This window comes from Sorangium sp. So ce117, assembly GCF_051524395.1.
GTDB classification, from domain to species: Bacteria; Myxococcota_A; Polyangia; order Polyangiales; family Polyangiaceae; genus Sorangium; species Sorangium cellulosum_B.
The window spans coordinates 9,588,199-9,606,614 of sequence record NZ_CP150309.1; the positions used below are offsets into that span (position 1 = coordinate 9,588,199).

The window sequence follows — 18,416 nt, forward strand, 5'->3', positions numbered from 1 at the left end:
CCCGGCCGCACCTCATCGCGCGCGCGCTCCGAGGGGCGCGCCGCGGCCCCCCACCCGCTGCAAGGCGTAGGCGATGCCGCTCTGGAGCGTCCCCTGCGTGACCACCGCGCCCAGGTCGATCTGCAGCCGGATGAGCGTCTGTGCGACGTCCGGGCGGATGCCCGTGATCACCGCCTGCGCCCCGAGCAGCCGGAGGGCGAGGGCGGCGTTCATCAGGGTGCTCGCGACGTCGCCGTCGACCGTCCTCACGCCGGTGATATCGATGATCACGACCTCGGCGCCGCTCGATTCGACCCCCTGGAGCGCCGTGCTCAGGACCTGCTCCGCCCGCTGCCGATCCATCATCCCGATGAGCGGCATGACCATGATCCGGTCGGTGATCGGGATGATGGGCGTGGAGAGCTCCGCCAGGCGGGCGCTCTGCACGCGGATGATCTCCTCCTGGAGCTCGGCGCGCGCGTGCTCGCTCCGCTCCCGCGCCGAGAACTCGACCCTGAGCTGCTCCTCGGCGAGGCGCAGCGACTCCGTGCGCCTGTGCAGGTTCGCGTAGAGCACGGCGTTCTCCACCGCGGTCGCCGCCTGCGCCAGGAGGAGCTTCGAGAGCTCCAGTCGGGCCGGCGTGAACACGTTGGTCGCCGTGTCGTTCTCCAGATAAAGAACGCCGTTCGTGCGCCCCTGGTGCACCATCGCCAGGCAGAGGATCGATCTCGGGTTGTTCGCGGCGACGTACGCGTCCGCGGCGAAGCGAGGCTCATGGCTCGCGTCCGCGAGGACCACCGGCTGCATCGTCCTCGCGACGTACTGCACGATCGAGGCGGGGACCTCGGCGCTGCCCTCGACGGGGAGCAGCAGGCCGACCCTCACAACGTTCGGATCCACGGTGATGGACGCCTCGATCATCAGGTGATGATCGCGCTCCAAGACGAGGACCCCCTTCTTCGCGCCGGCGTTCTGGATCGCGATGTCGAGCAGCCGGCTGACCACGCTCTCGAGGACGACCTCGCCGGCGATGGCCTGAGCGGCCCGGATGACCGCCTCGACGTCGAGCACGCTGGTGCTGAGCCTCGTCGTCGAGGTGGTCTGGACCGCGGCCCGGGCGTGCTCCAGCATGCCAGGCGGCGCCGACGTGAGCGCGATCTTCTGCACGAGCTGCGGCACCTCGGCCGCCAGTCGGTCCGCCTTGGCAGTCGCCCCCCACTGCATGTAGCCGTGGTGGGCGTCGGTCATGTGGGCGCGCGCGCTCCGGGTGAGGCCGTTCGCGTGGTGGAACTTCCCGGCGAGCTCGCTCGCCAGCGCCTGGTCGCGCGTGAACCCGGCCTCCTCGGCGCCCTCGATCGCCCTGTCATAGAGCTGCGCCACGGCGTGCCGATCGCCGCCCGAAATGCGCGCGATCTCCGCCTCGGCGAGGAGATGTTTGTGCGCGTAGCTCCGGGGGCAGAGCTCGGCCCAGCGGGCGAGCTTCTCCCGGTGCGCCGACAGCGCCGCCACGAGCCGCTCCTTCTCGGAGGCCGAAGCGCCGTCGCACGAGGCGGCGAGGGTCAGGCACGAATAGAAGACGAGCTCGGTCGCCCAGAAGTTGTTCACGCAGCCGGCGGTCATCTTCTCCGCGGCGGCCATGAGCGAGCGCGCGGCGCCGTAATCGCCGTGGAGATAGGCCAGCTGGACCTTTTGCGTGTGGTACCACGCGGCCACATAGGTGAGCTCCGGGACCGAGACCATGCTGGCGAACGCGGCCTCGTCGAAGGTGCCGTCGCTGAGGGTGTGTGTCCCGGCGGTGCCCCCCGTGAGGTTCGCGACGACCTGCCTTGCGCACGTGAGGATGAGCGTCGTGAGCTTGTCGTTCGTCCGCCGCATGAGCGCGAGATCCTGCTCGATCTCCGTGGCCACCGCGCCGAGATCGTCGCCGAGGCTCAGGCTCGCCGAGACCATGTGGATGCAGCAGTACGACGAGTACGCCAGATCTCCCGACTCCAGGCCGGCCTGCCGCGAGCGGGCCAGGAGCTTGATCGTGTCCCGGAGCGGCTCGAAGAAATGAAGGATGGCCCCGAAGGTCGTGAGGAGCATGCACGTGATGCGCGGGTTGGGGATCCGCTCGTTCAGCTCGATACCGACCTTGGCGAACTCGTAGGCTTCCTTGTACCGGTCCTCCGTCGTCCGCGGCTCGAAGACGCCGTCGATCAGCAGCACCGCATAGAGCACGTACGCGTACGCGGAGGTGCTCGAGTTGCCGCACTCCACCGCGAGGTTGATCTGCATGATGAGCGTGAGCGGCCCGAGGACCGGCAGCCCGAGCGCGGAGGCGGGCTGCGTCATGTCGGCGAGGAGACGGTGGACGGTCTGCTTCTCTGGATCGGCGACGGTGGGCAGCCCCAGGAGAGCGGAGATCGGGCGGCTCGCGAGGTGGGCCTGCATCGCCTCGAGCTCTCTGCCGAGCAGCGCGCGCTGCTCCTCGGCCCCCGCGGGGATGTCGACCCCGAGCAGCGCGAGGGCCTCGAGGCCGCACCGCACGACCTCGGAGAGGTCGCCGCGCATCAGGTGGAACGACATACGCAGGTTGCGGACCTGCGCGCCGTCCAGCGGGGATCTCGCGTGTTCGAGGAGCGCGTCGAACAGCCGCTCGCCGACGTCGAACTGGCCTGTCAGGCAAAGGCTCTCCGCGAGCCCGGTGGTCAGCGCGAAGGTGAGATCGTGCCGCTCGTCCCAGCGCTTCGGGCCGAGCGCGCTCGTGCCGGCCTCGAAGTAGCTCGCGGCCGCCTCGTACGCCGCGCCGGCCTTCGCCCTCCTGCCCGCCTCGAGGTTCAGGCGCGCCAGCGCGACGCGCTCTTCCGGATCGGTGATCCGCGGCATGCCGAGGTTCATGTGGGTCGCGACCTCGAAGACCTCACCCTCCATGCCGCCAGGGTCGCTGTCCGCGAGCATGAGCCGCCCGATCTGGAGGTGGATCTCCTGCTTGCGGGCCTCGTCGAGGAGCCGGTAGGCCGCTTGCTGGACCCGGTCGTGCAAGAACCGGTAGGCGGCGTCGAGCGCGAGTTCCGGCTCGTCCGCCTCGCCGGTCATCGCGCCGCTCAGGGCCGCGTCGAAGAACCTGGAGTCCGCGCCGACGGCGAGGATCAGCCCCTCGCGGAGCGCCGCCGACAGCTCGCCTGCCACCTCGCGGCGCGGCCTGTCGGCCACCCTCGCCAGCGTCTTCAGGTCGAAGCGATAACCGATGCACGCGGCGAGCATGAGGGTGCGCTGCGCGCGTCCGTCGAGCTCCAAGAGCCTGCCCGCCATGAAGTCGACGACGTTGTCCGTGACCTTCATCCGCTGGATGCGCGGCAGATCCCAGGTCCACTCGCGCCGGGCCGGATCGAAGGAGACGAGCTTCTCGGCGTGCAGCGCCCTCATGAACTGGTTCATGAAGAACGGGTTGCCGTGCGTCTTGCTCATCACATGGCGCGCGAGCGGCTCGGCCCGCTCGGGGTCGCAGGAGAGCGTGTCGGCGAGGAGCCGCGTCACGACGGGGAGATCGAGCGGCTTGAGGTCAATGTCGCCGACGGCGACCCCGGCCTTGCGCAGCTCCCCCAGGGTGATCGAAAACAGGTGGCTCTCGTCGACCTCGTTGTGGCGGTACGCGCCGATGACGAGGAAATGCTTGATCTCCGGTTCGGTCAGGAGCTGCTCGAGGAGCTTGAGCGAGGCCGGATCCGCCCATTGCAGGTCATCGAGGAAGACGACGAGGGGGTGCTCCTGGGCGGGGATGGCGCTGCAGAACTTCCGGAACGCGAGGTGGAAGCGGACCTGCGCCTCGGTCGGTCCGAGCAGCTCGACGCCGGGCTGGGGGCCGAGGAGGAGCTCGAGTTCGGGGATGAGGTCGACGAGGTGCTGGCCGTTCTGCCCGACGGCGTTCGCGATTCGCTCCTTCCACAGCGCGAGCGCCTCCGCGGGCTCGGTCAAGAGGGCTCGGACGAGCTCCCGGAAGACATGCGCCACGGCCGCGTAGGGGACGGTCCGGTTGATCTGGTCGAACTTGCCTGCGACGATGTACCCCTTGCCCTGCGCGATGGATTTCTGGATCTCGCCGACGAGGAGCGACTTGCCGATACCGGCGTGGCCGGACACGAGCAGCAGCTCGCTCGCGCCCTGGCTGACGCGCCGCCACGCGCCTTCGAGGACCGCGAGCTCCGCCTCGCGGCCGTAGGCCTTCTGCGGGATCCGGAGCGCGTCCACGTAATCGTGGCGCCCGAGCACGAACGGCTCGATCGCCGACGCCGCCTCGAGCTGCGCGAGGCACTCGGCGAGATCCATCCGGAGCCCGTAGGCGCCCTGGTACCGATCATCGGGGCTCTTCGCCAGGAGCTTCATGATGATGTCAGAGACGGAGCGCGGTACGTCGGGCGAGACCCGCGCCGGCGGCGGCGGGAGCCTGGCGATGTGGCAGTGCACGAGCTCCAGGAGGTCCTTCGTCGGGAAAGGGAGCTTGCCCGTCACCATCTCGTACAGGGTGACCCCGAGGGAGTAGAGGTCCGTGCGCAGGTCGATAACGCGATTCATCCGCCCGGTCTGCTCCGGGGACATATACGCCAGGGTGCCCTCGAAGGCGGCGGGGCTCCTCGGCCGCTGTGCCTCCTGGGAGAGGCGGGTGGCGCTGCCGAAGTCCATGATCTTGGCGTTCCACGTGGACGGTTCGACGATGATGTTCTGCGGCTTGATGTCCATGTGAACGGCCCCGCCCCGATGAATGGATTCGAGCGTGCTCGCGATGGATATCGCGATCCGGAGCGCGTCTTTGAGCGTGAGGGAGCGCGCCGTGATGAGCTCATGGAGCGTGCAGCCCCCGGCGTCTTCCATGATGAGCGCCAGGCTCGCCCCGATCTTCACGATGCCCAGGACGTGAACCACGCCGGGCAGCGCGAGCTCCTTGGCGATGGCGTACTCGTAGCGAAGCCTCGCGACCTCGGCCGCCGCCGGGCGCTCGTTCCTGAGGCGCTTGACCGCGACAGGGGCCCGGTCCTCGTTGCGGTATCCTCGGTATACGGTTGACGCAGCGGATTCGTGGATGAGGCCTGTCAGGGTGTACCCGGGGATACCGATCATGGACTACTTGTAGAGCGCTTCTGTGCGCTGCATCAAGCGGGTCGGCGCCGCCATTCGAGGGAAATCCGCCCCGGCGCCGCCGTGCTCTCCAACCCAGGTGCAGCCGGTCCACAATGTGCGGGCATGAAGTCGATCTCGGAGCGCGCCGGGCCCAGCGTGCGCGGCGAACGGATCGGAGCAGGTGGCGTCGATCCTCACCTCGCCCCGCCATGGATTCGCCCGGCCAAGGTCGCCACGTGCGCCACCAGATCCGGTGGCTTCACCGGCTTGGCCAGGTGCATCTGGTATCCGGCCATGAGCGCCCGCGCGCGATCCTCGGCGCGCGCGAATGCGGTCAACGCCAGCGCCGGCACGCTCCCCCCACGCTCTTCCGGCAACTGCCGCACCTTCTGGATCAGCTCATACCCGCCCTCGTGCGGCATACCGATGTCGCTCACCAGGACCGTCGGCTGGTCCCGCTCCAGCTCCGCCAGCGCCTCCACGACGGAGCCCGCCGTCCGCACCTCCGCCTGGCACTCCGCCAGTATCCGGAGGAGCAGCTCTCGCGTGTCCGGCTCGTCGTCCACCACCAGCACCCGCACCCCCTTCAGGCTCAAGAGCTCCCCGGCGCGGTGCCATGACGGCCGGCGCTGCGGCGTCGGCGGCGGCTCTCCTCCGGCCAGCGCCTCGGCGTGCTTCGCCGAGAGCGGCAGCTTCACCGTGAAGCTCGCCCCCTGATCCTTGCCCGCGCTTGTCGCCTCCACCGTCCCCCCGTGCAGCTCCACCAGGTGATGCACGATCGAGAGACCCAGACCCAGCCCGCCGTACTCGCGCGTGGTCGAGGCGTCTGCTTGCCGGAATTGCTCGAATACGTACGGCAAGAACTCGGGCGCGATGCCGATCCCCGTGTCGCTCACCGCGAGGCGCGCGTACGTCCCCTCGCGGCGCAGCGATACCTTCACCTGCCCGCCTTGCCGCGTGAACTTCATCGCGTTGCTGACCAGATTCCACACGATCTGCTGGAGGCGATTCGGATCCCCCATGACCTGTTCTCCGGCCGACTCGACGCTGAGCTCCAGGCGGATCCCCTTCGCCTTCGCGGCCGGCTCCGCCGATTCCAGCAGCGTTTCGAGCATCTCGGCCAGATCGATCACCTCCACGTCGAGGCTCAGCCGCCCGCCGACGATGCGCGACATGTCCAGGAGATCGTCGACGAGCTTGGATTGCGCCCGCGCGTTCCGCTCGATCGTCCCGAGCGCCCGGACCAGGATCTCGTCCGACGGGCCGCGCATGCGGAGCAGCTGCGACCAGCCGAGGATCGCGGTGAGCGGCGTCCGCAGCTCGTGGCTCAAGAGCGCCAGGAACTCATCCTTCAGCCGCCCCGTACGCTCGAGCTCCGCCCGCGCCGCCTGCTCGCGAGAGAGGAGCATCTCCCGCTCCGCCTCGGTCCGCTTTCGATCGCTGATGTCCGTGGAGATCCCGCAAACCGCATACGCCCGGCCCGACGCGTCGAAGAGCGGACACTTGATCGAGATGTACGTGTGGAGCCCATCGTCCTGGGGCACGATCTCTTCCATCTCCAGCGGCCCCCCGGCCGCCGCCACCTGCTTGTCGACAGCGCGAAATGCGTCGGCGCGCTCCGCGGGGAACAGGTCATGGTCGGTCTTGCCGGCGATCGACCGCGTGGTCACATGAAACAACTCTTCGTAGCGGCGGTTGACCATCAAATAGCGGCCGTCGATGTCCTTGACGTAGATGACCGCCGTGGAGTTGTCGATGATGGCCTGAAGCAGGTGCTGGCTCTCGCGCAAAGCAAGCTCCGCGCGCCGGCGCTCGGCGTTCTCCGCCTCGAGAGCGGCGTTCGAGCTCGCCAGCTCGGCCGTGCGCTCTCGCACCCGTTGTTCGAGCTCCTGGTGGGCACGCAGGAGCTGCGCGTTCTTCGCTTCGAGCTCCTTCTGCGCCTCGCGCAAGCTCAGGTGCGTCCTGATCCGCGCGAGCACCTCTTCAATCTCGAACGGTTTGGTGATGTAATCGACGCCCCCCGCCTCGAACCCAACGAGCTTGTCCGCCACTTCTCCGAGGCAGGTCATGAAGATCACCGGGATGTCCCGGGTGCCCTCGGCCGCCTTCAGGCGCCGACAGGTCTCGAACCCGTCGATCCCAGGCATCACCACGTCCAGCAGGATCAGGTCGGGTTTCATGAGGCTGGCTCGCTTCAGGGCCGCCTCCGCGTCCTCGGCGGCGAGCGCCTGATGACCCGCGGATTCCAGATGATCCACGAGCAGGGCCAGGTTGGCGGGCATGTCGTCCACGATGAGGATCGTGGGCTCACGAGCGCCGGGCGCGGAGGCTCTGCTCATGATCGCCGACCGTCGGCCACCACGTGGCCTACCGCGGCGTGCTCCTCGACGAACTCCTGCAGCTTCCGCATCTGGTACGTTCGCGCCAGCGTCTGGAGCTGATCGAGCCAGGGGCCGAGTCGCGGCTCATCTTGCTGCATCCGCTCCGCCTCGGCCAGCACCTTCCGGATACGGCCCGACGCCACAAGCCGCGACAGCAGCGACAGCTGTTCGGCCGAGGGCGGCACAAGCACGTCATCCCCCTTCACCGCCGTGGGGGCGGCGGCGTTCACCGGTTCATGCGTCCATTCCACGCGCAGGAAACGCGCGATCTTCTCGAAGAGCACGCTGGCATGCACCGGCTTCGGCAAGAAGTCGTCCCAGCCGGCGTGGGCCCCCTTCGGCTGTTCGGCGGCGGTGACGTTCGCCGACGAGGCCAGGATCACCACCCCGTCGAGCTCGGGCATCTGCCGGAGGCGGCGCGTGGTCTCATAGCCGTCCAGGCCTGGCATGGCCAGGTCCATCAAGATCAGCGCCGGCCTGTGCTGCAGGGCGAGCCGCAGCGCGGATTCGCCGCCGTCAGCCTCGACGAGGTCGAAGCCGATGGGGACCAGCAGATCGCAGAACAGGGCGCGGTTGCCGAGGTTGTCGTCCACGACGAGGATCGTGCGGCGCTCGCCGCGATACCCGGTGATCGTGGCCCACGCCGGGGCCTCGTCGACGGCCGCGGAAGAGAGCGCCTCGGCGAGCGTGAGCGTCACGGTGAACGCGCTGCCTTTGCCGAGCTCGCTCTCGACATGGATGGTCCCGCCCAGCTGCTCGATGATCCTCTTGCTGATGGCGAGGCCGAGCCCGGTGCCCTCGCTCTTCGCGCGCAGGTCTCCCACCTGCTCGAAGGGCTCGAAGATGCGCGCGAGGTGCTCCGGGGCGATGCCGGTGCCCGTGTCCTCGATCCGGAAGCGCACCTCGCGCTGCCCATCTCCTCCCTCATCAAGAACGTCGACGAGCAGGGTGACCGCGCCGCGCTCGGTGAACTTGATGGCGTTGCCGAGCAGGTTCAGGAGCACCTGCGTCAAGCGCTTCTCGTCCGCGTGCACGGCGGCGAGCGCCGGGCCCCGCACCTCGTGGGTGAAGGCGATGCCCCTCTGTTCGGCGCGCACGCCGCAGAGATCCACGACGTTGTGCACGAAGGAGGGAAAGTCGAACCTCCGGGGGACGAGCTCCATCTTGCCGGCCTCGATCTTCGCCAGGTCCAAAAGGTCGTTGAGCAACGCCAGCAGGTGCTCGCCCGATTTCTTCACGATCTGCACCCCTTCGCGGCTCTTTGGCGAGAGCTCGGGCGCTCGCATGAGGAACTGAGCGTACCCCAGGATGCCATTGAGGGGCGTGCGCAGCTCATGGCTCATGCTGGAGAGAAAATCGCTCTTCGCGCGATTGGCGCGGTCGGCCGCCTCCTTGGCGATCCGCAGCTCCGCCGTCCGCTCCTGGATCTTGACCTCCTGGTCCCGGTACAGCACGGCGTTCTCGACGGCGATCGCCGCCTGCGAGGCGAGCACCGACAGGAGCTCCACGCGCGCCGGAGGGAACGCCGACGGCACGTCCCGGTGCTCCAGGTACAGCACGCCCACCACGTGGCCCCGATGCGTCAAGGGCAGCGCCAGCAGCGAGAGCACCGCGTGCAATGCCAGGTACGGGTCGCCGGCGAAGCGCGCGTCGGACCTCGCGTCGCCCGTCACCACCGGCTCGCCTGTGCGGGCCGCATATTGCACCACCGCCACCGGCACGTCGTGGCTCTGCCCGAGAGGCTCCGACAGGCCCGCCTCGATGCGGGTCCCCTCCACCCATAAACGAGCCACGACCGAGAGCGCCTCCCGTTCGCTGAGCACCAGGGCGCCGCGCTGCGCCCCCGCGTTCTCCAGCGTGAGCTCCATCAGCCGGCCCACAACGCGCCCCGGGTCGAGCTCACCCGCGAGCGCCTGCGCCGCGCGCACCGCGGTCTTCACGTCGAAATGCGCGCCCGTGGACCCGCCCGTTGTCGTGGTGGTCGCCGTCACGGTCGTTCGGTCGGAGGCCGACTCGTGCATGGGCGCCTTGAGCACGGCAGGGTACCTCGCGTTCAGATAGGCGACCACCGCGTCAGCACCCCAGCGCGCGTAGGCGTCGCGCGCCTCGCGCAGGTACATCACCCCGACATGGCTCATGCCCGCCTCCAGCCGAGACTCGGCGGCGAGCTGGGCTGCCAGGGCCTCGATGTGCAGGAAGCGGTGCTCGCGGGCCAGCTCGATGGCCTCGTCGTATCTGGCCGCTGCCTCCTCGGGCTTGCCCAGGACGCGGGCGTACTCCGCCTCGCCGAGGCGCAGCTTGTGGAGGAAATTGGCCTCGCAGCCCTCGGTGAAGTAGCGCAATCGCGCGAGGCTGTGCTCGATGTTCTGCCGCAGCCGCGCCCGCTCCTCGTCGGTGACGGCGTGGGGCCAGCGCTTCGCTGCTGCGAGCGCGAGAAAGAGCGCGATGTCCGTCACCATCGGGATCCCGAGGAGATCCGCCTGGAACTGCTCCGCCTCCCGCATCCTCGACAGCGCCCGCTCCCACTTGCCGACGGCGCAGAACAGATACCCTTCCAGGGCACGAGCGAACCCTCCGGTGTACCTGTCCCCGTCGGCGAGGAGGGAGCGAGAACCTCGCGGCAACGGCTCCTCCTCCAGGAGGCGCCTTTCGCCGTCAGGAGACATCAAGACCTCGCAGAACGACGCGACCAGCTCGAAATGGTGTCGCCCGACGGCGTCCCCTGCGCGCTGCACCAGCTCCCAGCGCGCCTTGTGCTGCGCATCGACCTGGCCGAGCGGCAGGCCGCGCCACAGCCGGTAATAGAGCAAGTCGCACAGGAGCCCCCAGCTCGTGCCTTGAAACGACCCGATCTTCAGGCCGGCCGCGATGGCTTGCTCATAGACGGGAGACGCTTCATCGATGGGCCTCGAGTGGCCCAGGTAGATCCCCTTGAGCGCGAGGCACTCGGGGAGCATCGGGGAGCCCACGCGCTCTGCGGCGCGCACCCCGGGCGTGAGCCAGCGCATGGTGCGGCGATACATGCCCGTCGCCACCGACCACGCGTTGGCGAAGCTGCAGATCATGAGGGTGGCGGCGGGCGTGAGCGCGTCCCGCCGTATCGCCTCGGACACGATGCGGGCGATGACGAGCGAATACAGCATCGGCCGGCCACCGTAGATCGCGCAGAGCTGCGCCTGCGTCATCAGGGCATCGATGAGCCGGTGCTCCAGCGACGGATCGACCTGCATTCGATCGAACCCGTCCGGCTCGTGATCGAGCCATTGATCCAGCGCGGTGGACTCTCGCAGGAGCGCGACCTGGCACGCCTCATCCGTGTCCGGGAACGTGATGCCCTGCTTCGCGAGCGCGGCCATCCCGAGCCCGATTCCCCGCGTGTACTGGCCCGTGGCGACGCAGCAGCGCGTGCGGATCTCCTGCGCCGAGAGCCAGGCGACCTCCGGCAGGGGCCTGTCCAGCAAGGCGAGCGCCCGCGCCTCGACGTCGTCGAACTCCCGCAGCAGGTAGGCGGCCTCCAGGCGCTCGAGCCCGATCTCCACCGACAGCGCGCGCTCCTGCTCCCAGGCCCGCTCGCCGAGGAGCCCCTGGGCGCTGTCCAGCAGGTTGGCCATCAACCGGTACGAGCTCGCCGCCATCGCGGCGCGCGCGGCCTCCAGGTTCAGCCGCGAGAGCTCCTTGCGCTCCTTTACGGACTCGAGCCGCGCCGCGCCCAGGTTCAGGTGCCGCACGAGCTCCAGGAACTGCTGGGCCGTCCCCCCCTCGGCGCGATGACGCGCCTGGAGCCGGCGGCCGATCTCGAGGTGCGCGAGCACCCGCTGCTCCGGCGAGATCCGCTCATAACTCGCCTGCTGCACGCGGTCGTGCAGGAACCGGTAGGCCGCGTCCATCGCCGCCGCGCCGATGACCCCGAGCGCCTGCGCTGGGCGGTAGGCCCCATCGACCGGCACCACAAGCTCGGCGTCCAGCGCCGGCCATAACGCCCCCGTCACGCGGGCGCGCTCCCACCCGCTGAGCCGCTCCAGGTCCTGCAGGTGGAACGTGTGGCCTGCGCAGGCCGCGAGCCCCAGGAGCTGCTGCGTCGGCTCGGGCATCTCACGGACCTTGCCGGTCAGGAGCGCCACCACGTTATCGGTGACGCCCGCCTTCTCCAGCGACGATTGCTCCCACCGCCACGCCCCGGTCTCCGGGTCCCTCACCACCTGCTTCTGCCGGTGCAGGGAGAGCAGCAGCTGCTCCAGGAAGAAGGGGTTTCCGCGGGTCTTGCGCGAGAGCACGCGCGCCAGCGGCTCCACCCGCGCGGGCTCGCTCTCCAGCGTCCGCGAGCACCACTTTTGCACCTGCTCTGCCGACAGCGGGCCCACCGTCATCCGCGAGACGTTGGCCTCGCTCTTTTCCACCGCCTCAACGAGCTTCCACAGCGGGTGCTCGGGCGGCGTCTCGTTGTCGCGGTACGCCGCGATCACCAGCAGCGATTTGCGCTCCACGTCCGTCAGCAAGGTCTGCAGGATGATCAGCGTGGCGCTGTCGGCCCATTGCATGTCGTCAAGGAACATCACGAGCGGCGGGTTCGGCGCCGTGACGGCTCGCACGAAATTCAGCCACGTGAGCTTCTGCCGGTTGAGCACCTGCTCGCCCTCCACCGGCGGCACCGGCGGCAGCTTGCCCATGACCAGGTCGAGCTCCGGCACCACGTCCGCGATGAGCCGCGCGTTGTCCCCGACCTCGCGCCGGATCCGCTCCTGCCAGGCCTCGAGCACCACCTCCGAGCTGGAGAGCCACTGGCGCATCAGCGCCCCGAACGCTTGCGCCAGCGCCGCGTAAGGCGTCGACCGCGCGAGCTGATCGTGCTTTCCCGCGATCAGGAGCCCGCGCCCCGCCTGCGCGATACCCCTGTAGACGGTCCGCACCAGCGCCGTCTTGCCGATGCCCGACGGGCCGCCGACGAGCAGGAGCTCCGTCATGCCCTGCGCGGCGCGCGCAAAGGACTCGCCCACTCGCTCGACATCGCGCTCCCGCCCCACGAGCACCTGCGGCAACCGGAGCTTGCGCGAGAAGTCCTTTCTTCCCAGGTCGAACGGCGCGACCGTGCCCCGCTCGTCCCATTGACGGAGGGCCTCCTCCAGATCCTCCGCCGCGCCGCGGGCCGTCTGGTAGCGCCGCTCGGGATCCTTGGCCAGGAGCTTCGCAATGATGGCTGCCACGGCGCTCGGCACCTCCGGGGCGACGGCGTCGAGCGGAGGCGGGTCCTTGGCCAGGTGCGCGTGCACCAGCGAGAGCGGATCGCGCTCCGTGAACGGCAGCCGCCCCGACATGACCTCGAAGAGCGTCACCCCCAGCGAGTACAGGTCCGTGCGCGTATCGAGCGCGCGCGCCGTGCGCCCCGTCTGCTCCGGGGAAATATAGACGAGCGTCCCCTCCAGCGCCTCCGGAATGCTCGCCTCGGTCGCCTCCTGGGACAGCAGCGAGGCGATGCCGAAGTCGAGCAGCGTGACCCTCTCACACGCCTCGTCCACCAGCACGTTTTGCGGCTTGATGTCCTTGTGCATCACGCCGGCGGCGTGCACGCCCTCGAGCACCCGTGACAGGAGCCGGCCGAGCCGCAGCGCGGCCCCGACCGGCACGCGCCCCTGCTTGGCGAGCAGGCGATCGAGCGAGCCGAGGCCGGGATCCTCCAGCACAAGCGCCGCGGAGCCGCCGCGCTGCTCCAGCGCCCGTGCGCGCGCCACCCCGGGCACCTCTGCGAGCTGCATCAGCACCTGGTGCTCGTGGATCAGCCGCCCCATCACGCGCGGACTGGCCACCTCGGCCACCGGGATCTTGATCGCCACGCGCGCCCCCGAGGGGACATGGACCGCGCGCCATACCCGTGTCTCGGTGCCGTCGTAGATTACCTTGTTCAGCGTGTAATCCCGCAGCTCCATCATTGCCCCCCTCACATCCTTCAGGGGCGCTGCTGTCGGGGCCTCATCGTAGTGTCGAGCAGGACGGAATGCGACCAGCGATCCTCCCTGTGGGGATTTTTTCGGGCGACCTCTGCTTCACGACAAGGCCGTGGTCGTCTCCGCGCTGATCGGCGACCGAGCGGGTTCCTGCTCAGACTGGCCCCCCGCACCAGTCAGCTTGTCAAGCGCTCCAGTACTACAGTTGCACTTGGTCCGACAGCTCGCCGCGCCGGCGGAGCACGCGCTCAATAGAGTTCGGAACCGGTAGGGAGAATTCGAGACGTGCGCAGGTAATTGAGCGGCATATGATCGTACAAGGACACCTGCGGGAAGTATCGCCTCCAGACATCCTTCGGAAGCAGCGGCAGCAGCGGGCGCAAGGGTCGCAGCGGTGAGAGGAGCGGCAGGGTCCAGAAGTCGGGCAGCTGCTCCGCGAGGAAGGCCGCCGTGCCGGAGATGACGGTGGTCAAGAACGAGCGCGCTTGCGCTACGCCGGTGGCCTGGGGCAACCAGCCCTGCTCCGTCGAGCGAAGCTCCGCGCCGATGTGCTGGAAGGACCCCGCCGTCCTCGATGGCAACATCGGGACGAAATCGTCACCATAAACGTGACGGAAGAGCCTGCCTCCGATGATGTCCTTGAATTTCTCCGCGAAGTCCTCGCTCCCGACCATCGGCTGTCCATAGGTGTAGATCGCGCGGAGGCCATTCCATATAGGCTCGGCGTGTCGGTCTCGATAGATGAGGGCTGCGGTGAGCACCGCGAGCGCGCCGCCCAGGCTGTGGCCGGTGATGTAGACCGCCGGCGGCGACTCCTCATCATCCTCGCTGGACGACACGCTGGGTTCGTCCTGCGCCACGCCGGCGCGGAGCTTGCACTCGTCTCGCGTCCTGCTTCGCTCCGACTCGGCGCCACTGCAGAGCGAGCGCCCGCCCAGGGCGAAGAGGAGCAGCTTCTTCACCGTGGGCCACAGCGCCAGGGCGGCGCGGAAGAAGCTCCCGTGGACACTGCCCAAGGTCCAGAACGTGTCCCTTTTCGGGGTCGCGTCCAGCAGCAGCTGGATCAAATTCACAGGATTTGTCCCGCCAAAGGCGAGGATCACAAGCTTCTTGTCCTTGCTCTGACAGACGAAAGCCTCTGAGTCTACCAGGAGCGCATTGTTCGTGAAGCGCACGCTGACCGTCTCGTTGTATGGAATTCCACCCCTACGATGCATCATCCTCGCGAAGGTATCCGCGTCCGAGTAGGCCCATGCCGATGCGTTCCCGAGGCACCTGGCAACAACATTGTCGTGTATTTCGCCTCTTGCTACCTTCATCCTTTCAACGTAATTTGGTTCGGTGTCATCTTCCACTTCGAACGGGCTGATTCCCTCTCCAACCTCACCCACGGTAGCCGTACTGATCCTCATGACTAGCTCTGCTTTCTCCGATTTGGCGTGATCGAGCTCAGAAGCGAGAGGACGGACAGCTATGTCCCTCCGTGGAGCGACTGGACTAACTTCGGCCCATCGCGTTCTGCTCTGTCATATCGTCGGCTCAGTCGCACTCTCCGTAGTCCCGCTGACAGCCTGCTCCACAGTAGTACTTCGTCGTGCCGCAAAATCCGGCTCTGCTGCAGCAAAATCCACGGCGGCACTTCTTTCCCCCATGCTGCTTGCCGCATTTTCCTGCATCTGCTACCGGCGTGAACGATGGCTCCGCGGGAAGGGTCATGCCGGCATCGCGGGCAGGGGGCGTCCCTTCGAGCTCCTGCGCGCGCGGGCTGACTGACGGCAATGCCACCTCCGAGGTCGGACTCGAGGTCAGTGAACCGCCGCACGCGGTAGGAGCGACGATGAGAGCAAATCTGATCCATTGGACGACGGACTTCATGACTCATGCACCTCCACACGTCGATCCGGCATCTTCGGCGATTCAATGCCGAGGATGTCGTCGGTCACTGTCGCCGAGGCGGATGATGAACTACGCCCCATGCAGACGACATGCCGATCCGGTCGGGAAGGTACGGCGCACGCCGGACGTGCAGAGTCTCTCGTGACAGCGCGCAGCCGGCAAAGAACGAGAAATCGGAAGGCGCTCGAAATGGCGTGCTCGAGACCTGCGCCAGAGCGTCAGTCTCCGCTCGGCACCTCTCGCCGCGCTCCTCTCTTCGTCGTTCGCCTTGCGCTTCGCTTGTCGCTGGCAGGAAGCTCGGCGGTCGCCGCCTCGCGCTTGCGGAACTCGGCGACGAGCATGTCGACGAACAGGCGGACGCGCGGCGAGAGGTGGCGGTTGCTGGGGTAGACGACGCGCAGATCCTTGCGATCGATCGACCAGTCCGCGAGCACGCGGGCGAGGCGCCCCCTGCGCACGTCCTCGGCGCAGAGGATGCTGGGCACGGGCGCGATCCCGGCGCCGGCGCGAACGGCCTCGTGCAGCATCACAAACGAGTTCATCGAGAGCACCCCGCGGACGTCGACGCGACGCGCCTCGCGCCCGCGCTCGAACGTCCAGCGCGTCACGCGCGATTCGCCGTAGACGATGCACGCGTGTTCGTCGAGATCGGCAGGCGACTCCGGCCTGCCGCGCGCCTCGAGGTACGACGGCGTCGCGCACAGCCACAGGTCACCTCCCTTCAGGCGCTGCGCGATCAGGCTCGAGTCGTCGTCGGAAGCGAAGAGCATGATGGCCACGTCAAAGCCGTCGCTCGAGGAGTCGCACGCCGAGCGACGCCTCGAGGCGGGCCACACGCTGGCTGACCGTCGAACGCGGCAGCCGCAGCGCCTTCGCCGCCGCGCTGAAGCTCCCGAGCTGCACCACCTCCACGAACGTCGCCATCGCGTCGAAATCGAACATTGTGCAGCCTGGTCGAACAGGCTATTCGCCCGCCGCTACCTGGTCAAGCGCAGCGGGAGAAGCTACCGTCGTTCTCGACACTGCCACGACTGGCAGCGAAGGACTGGAGAACTCCGAGCTCGGCTGAGAGATTCTCTACCAGCAATTGCCATCCACGAGGTACCGCGATGCAAGACGAAATGCAGGTCGAGGAGTGGGGGGAGCTATTCGTTACGCGCAAGTGCTGCGGCGCCGGCACGTGCCGGAACTACGCGCCGGAGCTCCTGGGCGAGGTGGTGCCGGCCAGCGACCTCCGGGGAGGCCGTCGCCTCTCGGTGCTGCCGGGCTCCTACGAGGAGGGCGCCTTCACGGGTGTGCTGCGGCAGCCGCGGAGCAAGGAAGAGCTGATGGCGGCGCGGACGGCGGTCGCGGCGTGCCCGTTCGGCGCCATCACGCTCAAGCCGGGCGCGGCGAAGGTGCGCCGGGGCGATCTTGGGTCACCTTGGCGCGGTTTTCCGCGGCCCATCGAGGATCATGTCTGGGTCATCGGACAGCCATCCATCAAGAACTTCGGCGCCGTGTCCTATTTCATCGAGCGCGACGGAGGCGGGGTGCTGATCGATCCCCCGAAGCCGAGCGAGGAGGTCTTCCGCTGGCTCGCGGAGCACGGCGGCGTGCGATGGCTCTTTCTGACGCACCGGGACCATACGAACCACCACGCCGAGTTCGCCAGCCGCTTCCCGGGTTGCCGCCGCATCCTCGGCGCCGCGGACGTGAACCTCCGTGAGACCAAGTACATGCCCTCGACCGGCGACGTGGAGATCAAGCCCGGGAACGAGCTCGGCCCGCTCTCGCTCGAGGGGGAGCCGCTCTCGAGAGAGGCGGCCAGAGAGGCCGAGTTCATGCTATTGCCGCAGCCCGGGCACACGCCGGGCTCGTTATGCCTCCTCTATCGAGGCCGCTTCCTGTTCACCGGCGATCACCTGAGCTACTCGCGCTTCCTGGGTCAACTCGTGGCGCACCGATTGCAATGCTGGGAGGATTGGGAGCGCCAGATCCGCTCGGTGCGGTATCTGCTCGCGGCGGCGGAGGCCGGCTGGCTGAGGTTCGCGTGGGTGTTGCCGGGTCACGGGGAATGGGCCCGCCTGCCGGGCGAGGGGAGCGCGGCCGAGACGGCCGCCGAGCTCCGCCGCGTCATCACGTCGATGGAGCAGAAGCCGAAGGGGCATACCCCGCTGGGCCGCTGGATCATGTACGTTCAGAGCCGGATGGCGCCCGAGAAGACGCTCGGGCGCGCCATGCGCGCGATCGGCGGCGGGAGCGACGCGTGGGTCTTGCCGCGCGGCTCGCGGAGCTCGCTCACCGACTTCGATCCCGACAAGACGGGGGCCGCCCTGCGCCGGCTCTATGTCCTCGGCGCCGCCGCGCTCCTGGCCGCCGCCGGGACGGCATGGCTCACCGGGCGCCGAGACATCGGTGCCCCTTCTGGTCGCTCCTAGCGACCCCGAGCACCTCCGCGATCTCGACCTGTCGCTCCTCGACGGCGGACCGCCGGAAATCCAGCGTGTCGAACACCGAGCTCGCCGCCCGGCCGATCAGCTCACCTGGGTCACGCGCGTCGCCGCGCTGGCCCGCTGCACGGCGGGAGAGAGGACGGCGATCACGGCGCTCGCGAGGACGACCCACACGAGCGCGCCGCGCAGCGACACGTACGACGCGGTGAGGCCGATGAGCGGCGGACCCATCAGGAAGCCGAGGAAGCCTGCGGTCGAGACCGCAGCCATGGCCGCATCGGCCCCGGGGCCGCCGTCGCGGCTCGCAGCGCGCAGCGCAATCGGGAACACCACCGACGACCCCGCGCCGACGCCTGCGAAGCCGACCGATGAGCACCGTCCAGAAGCCCGGGGCCGCGAGCGCCAGGCCGAGCCCGAGCGCCGAGGCGAGGCCGCCGAGGTACACGAGCCGGCGCGGCCCGAGCGCGGCGTCGAGCCGGTCGCGGTATGGCGCCGCGATCAGCCGAACCCCGCGGTCGAGGCGTTCCGGGCGCTCATCGAGGCGGATCTCGCCCGCCGCCCGGCCCGGGCGCGATGAGCTGGTGACCGCGGGCCGAACCGCCCGCGACGGGATCGCCTCAGCGCGCCCGGGCTCTGCGGCGTGTCGCGGCCCGGGATCTGAGCCAGCGCCCTGCGGGCGAAGCCGGCGG

At 68.8% G+C, this 18,416-nt stretch carries 9 protein-coding genes; 2 read left to right on the top strand and 7 right to left on the bottom strand.

The genetic code is table 11. The features are described 5' to 3' along the window. Positions 1-12: 12 nt before the first annotated feature. From WMF46_RS35980 to WMF46_RS36005, 6 genes are all read right to left on the bottom strand, one after another. Positions 13-5,076, bottom strand: coding sequence for a protein kinase domain-containing protein (locus tag WMF46_RS35980; RefSeq protein ID WP_437981341.1), 5,064 nt, complete (start codon positions 5,074-5,076; stop codon positions 13-15). A gap of 194 nt (positions 5,077-5,270) precedes the next feature. Then, a complete protein-coding gene (locus WMF46_RS35985; protein ID WP_437981342.1) occupies positions 5,271-7,415 on the bottom strand; it encodes a response regulator in 2,145 nt (714 codons plus the stop codon). Further along, positions 7,412-13,381: an AAA family ATPase gene (locus tag WMF46_RS35990; RefSeq protein WP_437981343.1), complete on the bottom strand. Its 5,970-nt coding sequence runs from the start codon at positions 13,379-13,381 to the stop codon at positions 7,412-7,414. The genes WMF46_RS35985 and WMF46_RS35990 overlap by 4 nt, the downstream gene beginning before the upstream one ends. Before the next feature lie 263 nt (positions 13,382-13,644). Beyond that, positions 13,645-14,571, bottom strand: coding sequence for a lipase family protein (locus WMF46_RS35995; protein ID WP_437981344.1), 927 nt, complete (start codon positions 14,569-14,571; stop codon positions 13,645-13,647). 939 nt (positions 14,572-15,510) lie between these two features. Beyond that, on the bottom strand, positions 15,511-16,062 hold the full coding sequence (locus WMF46_RS36000; RefSeq protein ID WP_437981345.1) for a substrate binding domain-containing protein: 552 nt from the start codon (positions 16,060-16,062) through the stop codon (positions 15,511-15,513). Positions 16,063-16,072: 10 nt separating this feature from the next. Further along, a complete protein-coding gene (locus WMF46_RS36005) occupies positions 16,073-16,234 on the bottom strand; it encodes a helix-turn-helix domain-containing protein (RefSeq protein WP_437981346.1) in 162 nt (53 codons plus the stop codon). Positions 16,235-16,401: 167 nt separating this feature from the next. Between WMF46_RS36005 and WMF46_RS36010 the strand changes: the two genes are divergently transcribed. Beyond that, entirely contained in the window at positions 16,402-17,712 is a 1,311-nt protein-coding gene (locus WMF46_RS36010) for an MBL fold metallo-hydrolase (RefSeq protein WP_437981347.1), read from the top strand. 96 nt (positions 17,713-17,808) lie between these two features. On the opposite strand, the gene WMF46_RS36015 is transcribed toward WMF46_RS36010, so the two are convergent. Then, complete coding sequence (locus WMF46_RS36015) at positions 17,809-17,997, bottom strand: hypothetical protein (protein WP_437981348.1); 189 nt, start codon at positions 17,995-17,997, stop codon at positions 17,809-17,811. On the opposite strand from WMF46_RS36015, the gene WMF46_RS36020 reads away from it, so the two are divergent. Further along, entirely contained in the window at positions 17,996-18,304 is a 309-nt protein-coding gene (locus WMF46_RS36020) for a hypothetical protein (RefSeq protein ID WP_437981349.1), read from the top strand. The two genes, WMF46_RS36015 and WMF46_RS36020, sit on opposite strands and share 2 nt — an antisense overlap. Positions 18,305-18,416 lie beyond the last annotated feature (112 nt).

Excerpts from the sequence above, each read along its gene's own strand:
- WMF46_RS36010 (WP_437981347.1), top strand. The coding sequence starts at position 16,402 with ATGCAAGACGAAATGCAGGTCGAGGAGTGGGGGGAGCTATTCGTTACG.
- WMF46_RS36000 (WP_437981345.1), bottom strand. The coding sequence starts at position 16,062 with ATGCTCTTCGCTTCCGACGACGACTCGAGCCTGATCGCGCAGCGCCTG.
- WMF46_RS35985 (WP_437981342.1), bottom strand. The coding sequence starts at position 7,415 with ATGAGCAGAGCCTCCGCGCCCGGCGCTCGTGAGCCCACGATCCTCATC.
- WMF46_RS36020 (WP_437981349.1), top strand. The coding sequence starts at position 17,996 with ATGGCCGCATCGGCCCCGGGGCCGCCGTCGCGGCTCGCAGCGCGCAGC.
- WMF46_RS36005 (WP_437981346.1), bottom strand. The coding sequence starts at position 16,234 with ATGTTCGATTTCGACGCGATGGCGACGTTCGTGGAGGTGGTGCAGCTC.
- WMF46_RS35990 (WP_437981343.1), bottom strand. The coding sequence starts at position 13,381 with ATGATGGAGCTGCGGGATTACACGCTGAACAAGGTAATCTACGACGGC.
- WMF46_RS35980 (WP_437981341.1), bottom strand. The coding sequence starts at position 5,076 with ATGATCGGTATCCCCGGGTACACCCTGACAGGCCTCATCCACGAATCC.
- WMF46_RS36015 (WP_437981348.1), bottom strand. The coding sequence starts at position 17,997 with ATGGCTGCGGTCTCGACCGCAGGCTTCCTCGGCTTCCTGATGGGTCCG.